At 34.2% G+C, this 9,483-nt stretch carries 3 protein-coding genes and 1 pseudogene; all 4 read left to right on the top strand.

The window, feature by feature from the left end; translation table 11 throughout:
* Positions 1 to 3,539 (top strand): hypothetical protein (locus ACUTSE_RS17825; protein WP_445641228.1); only part of this gene is annotated, 3,539 nt, incomplete at its 5' end.
* Positions 3,540 to 3,568: 29 nt separating this feature from the next.
* Positions 3,569 to 6,061, top strand: a complete 2,493-nt coding sequence (locus ACUTSE_RS17820; protein ID WP_445641227.1) for a hypothetical protein — start codon at positions 3,569 to 3,571, stop codon at positions 6,059 to 6,061.
* Positions 6,062 to 6,119: 58 nt separating this feature from the next.
* On the top strand, positions 6,120 to 8,702 hold the full coding sequence (locus ACUTSE_RS17815; RefSeq protein ID WP_445641226.1) for a hypothetical protein: 2,583 nt from the start codon (positions 6,120 to 6,122) through the stop codon (positions 8,700 to 8,702).
* 38 nt (positions 8,703 to 8,740) lie between these two features.
* A pseudogene (locus ACUTSE_RS17810) lies at positions 8,741 to 9,483 on the top strand (gliding motility-associated C-terminal domain-containing protein); the annotation flags it as partial.

Here is a 9,483-nt window from a genome sequence, read left to right as displayed (position 1 = left end):
ATGAACATCCAATTGATTGGGCTTCATTAAATACAACCAACGTTAGTTTTACGTTGGAAAATGACCGTTTGATTGTTTCTGATTCAGCTGGGCACTCAGTTTCACTAGCTGTTGAAGAAATCGCTAACAATAGTACGTTTGTAACGAATTTGGTTGATAACCAAGAGTTTATTACGAAGTTGGGAGACAGCGTAGAATTTGTTAAACAAATTACAGAAAATAACGAGTTCATTAAAAATATCATCAAGGAGTTGAAAGACACCTATGGTAATGTTGGATACAACACGGAAAATAATACGTTCTATTACTATGATGAAAACAAGAATATTGTTCCAATTAGTTGGGATGCTTTAGGAAACACAAAAATTGCAACATTTGCAGTAGATGAGGCTAATGATGTATTAGTTATTACTGATACAGAGGGAGCTAGTTTTGCTGTTGCGATTGATGATTTAGGAAAAATTATCGCAAATAATGATGTGTTTGTAACCAACTTAGTGGAGAATCAAGAGTTTATCACCCAATTAGGGGATAACATTGATTTTATCAAACACATTACAGAAAACAATGAATTTATTGAGAACATCATCAAGGAGTTAAAAGGCGAATACGGAAACGTATACTACAACACTACAGATAATACATTCTATTATATTGATGGTGAAGGCGATCAACAACCTGTAGATTGGTCATCAATTAATACAACTAACGTTAGTTTTACGTTGGAAAATGATCGTTTGATTGTTTCTGATTCAGCTGGGAACTCAGTTTCACTAGCTGTTGAAGAAATCGCTAACAATAGTACGTTTGTAACGAATTTGGTTGAAAACCAGGAGTTTATCACCAAGTTAGGCGATAACATTGATTTCATTAATCACATTACAGAAAACAATGAATTTATTGAGAACATCATCAAGGAGTTAAAAGGCGAATACGGAAACGTAACGTATAATTCTACAGATAATAAATTCTATTATATTGATGGTGAAGGCGATCAACAACCTGTAGATTGGTCATCAATTAATACAACTAACGTTAGTTTTACGTTGGAAAATGATCGTTTGATTGTTTCTGATTCAGGAGGGAACTCAGTTTCACTAGCTGTTGAAGAAATCGCTAACAATAGTACGTTTGTAACGAATTTGGTTGAAAACCAAGAATTTATTACCAAGTTAGGGGATAACATTGATTTCATTAATCACATTACAGAAAACAATGAATTCATTAAAAATATCATCGAGGAATTGAAGGATACCTATGGTAATGTTGGCTATGATGTAGATAATAATACGTTCTTCTACTATGATGAAAACAAGCAACCTGTAGTTATTAGCTGGGATGCTTTAGGAAACACAAAAATTGCAACATTTGTGATAGATGAGACTAAAAATATTTTAGTAATCACGGATACAGAAGGAACAAGTTTCTCAGTTACAATTGATGATTTAGGAAAAATCATTGCGAATAATGATGTTTTTGTAACGAATTTGGTTGAAAATCAGGAGTTTATTACCAAGTTAGGTGACAGCGTAGAATTTACTAATCACCTTACGGAGAACAATGAGTTCATTAAAAAAATCATTAATAAGTTAGAAGGAGAATACGGAAACGTATACTACAACACTACAGATAATACATTCTATTATATTGATGGTGAAGGCGATCAACAAGCTGTAGATTGGTCATCAATTAATACAACTAACGTTCGTTTTGAGTTGCTTAATGATCAGTTGATCATCACGGATTCTGAAGACAATACAGTTGCTTTAAATGTAGAAGAGATTGCTAAGAATACGAAGTTTGTAACGGAGTTGGTTGAAAACCAGGAGTTTATTACCAAGTTAGGCGATAACATTGATTTCATTAATCACATTACAGAAAACAATGAATTCATTAAAAATATCATCGAGGAATTGAAGGATACCTATGGTAATGTTGGTTATGATGTAGATAATAATACTTTCTTCTACTATGATGAAAATAAGCAACCTGTAGTTATTAGTTGGGATGCTTTAGGAAATACAAAAATTGCAACATTTGTGATAGATGAGACTAAAAATATTTTAGTAATCACGGATACAGAAGGAACAAGTTTCTCAGTTACAATTGATGATTTAGGAAAAATCATTGCGAATAATGATGTTTTTGTAACGAATTTGGTTGATAACCAAGAGTTTATTACCAAGTTAGGTGATAGTAATGAGTTTAAAACGATTATAAAAGGTAATTCAGCAACGGCATCAGTAAAGTTAACAGATGAAGCTGTGAATGCAGAAGCTGTGAAAGCTGGATTTACGTTCAATAATGGTAAAGATCTTACTACAGTAGAATTTGCAGAAACGTTAACTGCAATGGAAAAAGGAGCAGATGCAGAAGGTTTCACTGAATACTATTTTATAGATGAAACAGGGAATCATGATGATGTTGTAATCCAAGTAACACAAGATATTATCACAGACTTTGAAAAAATTCTAAATGATAATAGTGTAAAAAACTTATTAGAACAGTTTATTTCTTCAACAACAGGAGATGTTTCTGTGGTAAGAGATTCGATTGGAGATATCATTATCAAAACGTCGAATGATAATTTTAACCTAACGGAAGAGATTAAGAGTAAAGAGACGAAGACAACGTTGACTGCTGTAAAATATCCAGTATATGTTTATATCGATGGAGATTTAGAAGTACATGAAGAAATAGAAAGAGAAGGAGAATTTCCTTCAAGAGAATATGAAGGAACAAAATTCGTGTATAATAATGAGGCTGATGAAAATGTTGAAATCAAAGGAACTGATTTGTTTGGTCCAACAGGTAGCAACAATTTAGAAACGATAACTTCACTTTCATTAGAGGATAATTACGCAGGTTTAGGAAAGGCTTTAGTATATGAAAACGAAGAAAGATCGAAGAGTCCAATTTATATCACAGACATTTTTGACAGTTCAGAAACATTAACACACTTAGATGTTAAGCTTGATACACGTGAGTTGATTTATACGGATGAGGAGAAGAATACTACAATTATTTCTCTTAATGATCTTGTACAAGAACCTTGGTATACAGGAAGTGATATTCAAGCAACGAAAAACGATCAAGATATTTATACAATGGGTTGGGTAGGAATTGGTTATAAAACAAAATCTACTGCGCCAAATGAAAGATTACGTGTAAATGGTAGTATTACGGCAACGAATAGCTACTATGCGGATTATGTATTTGAAAATTATTTTGATGGGTATTCATCATTGAAGTATGACTATACATTTAATGATTTATCTACAGTGGATAGTTACATTAAATCAAACAGACATTTACCTGGAATTACACCAATTAGTGAATTAGAGAAAACAGAAACAGGTTATTCATTTAACGTATCTGAATTATCAATTCAACTATTAGAAAAGACAGAAGAACTTTTCTTACACGTAATTGAACAGAAGAAGGAGTTAGATCAAAAAGCAGATGAAATTCAAGTATTGAAAAATGAGGTGAGAGATTTAACGGAGCGTTTAGAAGCAATTGAAGCGCTTTTAAAATAATCAATTGTATAAGTCAAAATAGTTTATTGATGAAAAAATTAAATTTGAAATCTATTCAATATATAGTATGGATAATGGTAGCTGTATTTTTTAATATAGCTACCGTATTCGGACAAACTAATCTTCATACAACAAAGATTAAGGATGGTTCGGTAGCCAATAGTACTCATACGGCAGCGCCAGCGACACTATTGGAATTAGAGAGTTCTACGAAGGGGTTTTTACTTCCTCGTATGACAACAGCTGAAAGAAATGCAATTAGTATTTCTGATGTTGAACGTGGAAATGGTTTAGTAATTTACAATAAGGATACAGATTGTATCAACTATTGGAGTAGAGAAGGAAACCGCTGGTTGAGTTTATGTGGTACTTTACCACCTGCAATTTTAGATGTTAAGGATTGTAGTCGAATTGTTTTAAGTGCTTCAGGCAAGAATTACTTAGAACAAGGGAAGTTTTTAAAAGACACCGATATTTTGTATATCCAATTGGAAGTGCAAGAAGCTGGTTCGTATCATGTTACAGCAACGCCTACGCCAGAAAATGGATATTCTTTTAGTAAAAGTGGAACCTTTAATGCTCCAGGTGTATATACAGTGGCGCTTGAAGGTTTAGGAACACCTTTGATGGGAAATGATGGAGCAGGAAGAGGAGATGTATTAACCTTTTCTATTAACGGAAAAGTGAGTACGAGTTGTACAAATACGCGTATCACAGTAAGACCTTCAGAGCTTAATTTTAAAATTGTTGAAGGACAAAATATTACCACATTATGGAATGGGTATATTGGGGTGCCTTTAAATGCGAATGATAATAAGGTAGAACTAAATGTCAATGTAACCACACCTGGTTTTTGGAGAATACAGTCTACAAATACAGTAAATGGAATGTCGTTTGCTGGTTCAGGTGAATTTACAACAGAGGGTCTGCAAAGAATAGAAATTGTTGGACAAGGAACACCAATCAATTCTACACCAGTTTCAAATCCTAACAGGTTTACTTTTACTACAAATTCAATTAGTAATTCAAGTGCTACTAATGTAAGTGTTATGGTGCATGTAAAACCGGTTGCCTTTGAATTAGTATGTGATGATACCAATAATAAAATTGAGATTAGAGGAAGTTACCAAGAGGATACAAAATTAACGCAAGCAAATTCAATTTTAATTCCAGTGAAAGTATTAGCACCAGGAACAACTTCAATTGAATTGAAAGGAGCTTTTGTAGTTGGTAATGCTACAACACCAGTGAGCTTTAAAGCGAACAATGTGAATTTAGCCTTTAATCCAAATAGAAATAACATCCAGTATGTAACACTCTATCCAGAAGATGTTAGAATTCCAAAAGGAACAACAGCGATTAAATTTACAGATTTAACTCCTGGAACATCAGCGATTTGTACAACATTCCCGGAAATTACAGTAGAGGTTCAACCAATCCGCTATAGTGTTTTATGTCATACGGTTCGTGTAAATGGATCATATTTAGTGGATTCAAGTTTAGGGGCTAATAATTTTATTGAGCTTCAAGTGAATGTAGATTATCCAGGGCCTTATTCGATTACAACGAATGAAGTAAATGGTGTAAGCTTTAGCGCTTCAGGTACATTTACAGGGCAAGGACAACAAACGATTCGTTTAGTACCATCAGGTCGATATACAGAAGGAGGAAATTTAAATTATACCATTACAACCAATAGTCAAGCAGGTACAACAACATGTTCAGCTAGGGTAGATGTTCGCTTTAGAGATATTGTAGTATTGCGTTTAGGTTCTAATAATTATGGACCGTCAACATCCAATACTTATGCAGGTGGAGCAATTCTAAATAGTAGAGTAAACTTTGGTCCAACTGGAACAGTAAAAGTAAATAACATTCGCATTTTAAATACATCATTGCAAGGAACTAGATTAGCTGATTTCATCCGTGACAATAAGGTTGATATCATCGTAAATGTAATTGGATATAATGCTAATGATGATACAAATCGAGTATTACTAGATTTTGTTCAAAATCAAAAAGGAGTGTTTATTATTGGAGATGAGAACCGTGTACATAGTACAACGAAAGACTTTATTCACAAGTTAACAGGAAGTACTGGTATAGTGCATGATAATAAATTTACCATGTTGAACCCAGTATTAAGTAGTGCAAATAATGATCCTATTATTAATGGGCCATTTGGAAACCTAAGTGGTAAATATTTAGGTAACGATGCTACTAATGGATGGTACTATAGTAATTTACCAAGTAGTATAGTTCCTTTAATTACTAAACAAAATGATGCTTCATCTGTATGGGCATTGAAACACAAAGATTTAGGTTATGTGTTTGTAGGAGATGGAGGATGGTTTGTAGGAACTGCAACAAACACGAGTACAAATATTTGGCCTTCAAGATATTTAGCAGATGGAACACCCGTAGGAAAACCATATTATCAAGGTACAACGGTTTATAATGCTGTTCTATATGCCAATCTAATGGCTTGGGCTATTGAATATGTGAAAGAAAATAGACACTAATTAATTATAAAGAAGCTGGAACTTAGTAGAAGTTCCAGCCTCTTAAATCAAAAAAAGAATGCATATGAATTTTGAAATGAAACAATATAACGTATTGTATTATGTATTACTAGCTGTCTTTTTTAGTGTAACTACAATTAATGCACAAAATCTAGCAGATAATAGAGGAATGAAACTGGAAGATAACTCAGTAAGTTCCCCTACCAGTGATATGTTGCCTTTTAGTATTTTGGACTTGAGTTCAGTAGAACGAGGATTTTTACTCCCTAAATTGACAACAGAAGAACGAAGAAATATTCCAAAAGCTGATTTACAGCAAGGATTAATGATTTATAATACAACCATTGATTGCATGGAGTTCTATAATGCAACTCGTGATAGATGGTTAAATTTATGTGGGGAAATCGAACCTGCAACTTTTGTCATTCAAAATAGCCAATGTTCAAAAATAAAAATTGAAGGAAACTATTTTGAAGGTGTATTTCTAAAAGAAAGAGCGAATGTTATTTTTCTTGAAGTAAGTGTTTCTACACCTGGAACTTATAAGGTGGAGGCAACAGCTTTCAATGGAAGTGATGCTAATGGATATGCGTTTGAAGGTTCGGGTATTTTTCCTGAAGCCGGAAATTATCATATCGTATTAAGAGGGTCAGGTACTCCAATCAAAGGATATACTAGAGACGGAAATGGTGCTCCTACGAGTCAAGGTGATACGATTAAATTCATTCTAAATGGAAAAGAATCGAATTGTGTTGCTTACAATTTTGTGGAGAAAGAATCGCTAAAATATGAAATTAGTAGGATTGACACGGAGGGGAAATTCTATACTAGAGTAGATTTAACAAATGCTCGAAGTGGAAATTTAGAGGCTACCATTAAAAATATTACAATGGGTGGAATCGTTGAGATTACAACCTCAGATAATAATGGAATTCGCTTCTCAGGAACACATCGACTAACCAATGCAGAGATTGCTGCAAGAACAGCAAAGGTTGTACTTAGAGGAGAAGGAGCACCTGTTGTTCCACGTAATACACCATTAGATTTCTTTACTAATTCTCACGTTCAAGTGGAATTAGGACATTCACCAGTGTCATTTCCTTATAGTGTAAGAATTGAACCTTTACATGCTAACTTCTTGTGTAATGATCCAAATAATCGAATTTCACATACAGGAGAGTTTGAATATAATACGGTGCTAACAGATGCAAATAAAATTCATGTTCCATTAAAAGTAGTTGCTCCAGGACGTGGAGAACTAATTGGAACAATTGAAGTTACGGGGACGGGTTACGGACATCAAACAGAAAAAATTGAATTTACTTCAGGACAAACTGATTTTGTATTCAATAATTTAAGAGATGATATCCAAAATGTGGTGCTAACACCTAAACTAGGGACAGGGAAACCAACTGTAGGAAATAGAGAGCTTACTGTGAAACTGAAATTGGTTTCAAAAGGAGCGCATGAATATGATCAAAGTTATCCAATTGAAGAAAGTATTGTCAATGGATGTGATTATGATATTCCAGTATTTGGAGCACCTGTTCAATATGAAGTATTGTGGAACAAGGCTCAAATTATCGGTAAGCTTAGACCTTATAAACCTGCAAATTTTAACGGACCAAATCAAATTTCATTACCAGTACGAGTAATTACTCCAGGAGAAGCAATTATTGAAGCTACTCATCCTGTAAATGGAATTACATATACAGGAACCAGAATTTTAACGGATGCTGATGTAGGAAGAGAAGTTGCTATTATTCTTGAATCTCAAGGAACACCACAGATTGCTGATAACTATATGATAGAATTATTAGGTAATAGTGTGGGGAATGCTGAACAAAGAGGACGTGTAAAAGTTCCAGTATTGTATAGACCTATGGTCATCTTAGCTTCAGGTAGCAGTTCTGGGTATAGACTAGATGACTCTTCTAGACTAGGATTGGTATTAAATCCAAATAATTTTGGACCAAACGGAGTGGTAAAAGTAGAGTCTGTACGAGTGATTAGTGATAATAGTTATGCTTCGGCTCCTAATTTTAGAAATGCACTGAAAAATAATAAAGTAGATATTATAGTCGGAAGTTTAAACTTTGGATTTAATAACGATAAAAATCAAGTGCTATATGAATTCTTAGTTAATAAGAAAGGTGCAGCCATGATTAATAATGAAGCACATGAAGCTTATGCAGCATACTTTATTAATTTATTGCATGGAGGAGGAAATGCTACCATTAGTGGAAGTAGTACTTTCCATAATTTGATAAGTATCGATGATCCATTACTTGTAGGGCCATTTGGAGATATTAGAGGTAAAATGTTAGGAGAGGATAGAAGTGGACGTAAAATAGTTAATCTACCATCATCTTTTATTAATTATGATGCAGATGCTGAGAAAGCTTGGGCTGTTCGACATAGACAACATGCTTATGTTTATACAAATGATAGTGGGTTCATGCATAATACTGTTTTTAAAGTAAATGGAACAGGTACAAATATGACTCCAACTACTGGTTCTGGATCATATGGAGCGCCTAGTCTCCCTACTTATAATAGTTACTTCCTGATGAATTTCTTGGCGTGGGCTATTGATCATGCGGAACGTTTAGCAGATGAAAGTTACTATGACCGAAATTAAGAATTGATAATATTTTTCATCATCTTAAAAAACAAAGTATGACAAAGAAAACAATATATACCGTACTTACATTAAGTTGCATGAGTACATTAATTTATGGACAAGAAGATCCTTCGTTGACAAGCAACGAAGGAGTTCTCTCCGTATCTTCAGAAGGTTTAGTTTCCTTTGAGGGAACCTTTGAAAATCAAGTATCTGGAGATGTTACCAATGATGGAACTGTGATATACTACCATGATTTTATCAACAATGGGGGCTATGGTTTGACCAAGGGAAACGCTACTTCAAACACCATTTTCACGGTTGAAGGTTTTCCAACAACAGCCAAGCAAATTACAGGGAATGAGATTGCCTCATTTTACAATGTGATTTTTGATAGCCCGGTGAGTAAAGTAGCCTTTGATTTAAAGAATAATATAGATGCCTCTGGTTTGGTTGATTTTCAAAATGGAATCGTTTTGGTTGATTCCACCTACAACCCAGTAACGAAAGTTTCCCACGGGATGTTTACTTTTAAAAAGGGCGGAAAAGCCCAGTCTATGGGGGATGCCTCTCATATTCAGGGAGCTGTAGAAAAGATTGGAAACGAAGTTTTTATCTATCCAATAGGCGATAGCGAGCGATACCGACCTGCTCGTATTTCAGCCTCTAAAGCGGATGGCGATGTTTTTGTTGGCCAATACGTGTATAATGATGCTGCCTTTTTCAAGGCTCGTACCAATACGGTAGGGGTTATTAATGCAATCAATGACCAAGAATATTGGATTATCGACAAAGGGAC

This window comes from Myroides sp. TSA_177.3 (genome assembly GCF_052691955.1).
The sequence above is the reverse complement of the archived record's forward strand: the minus strand, read 5'-3'. Positions and strand labels throughout refer to the sequence as shown.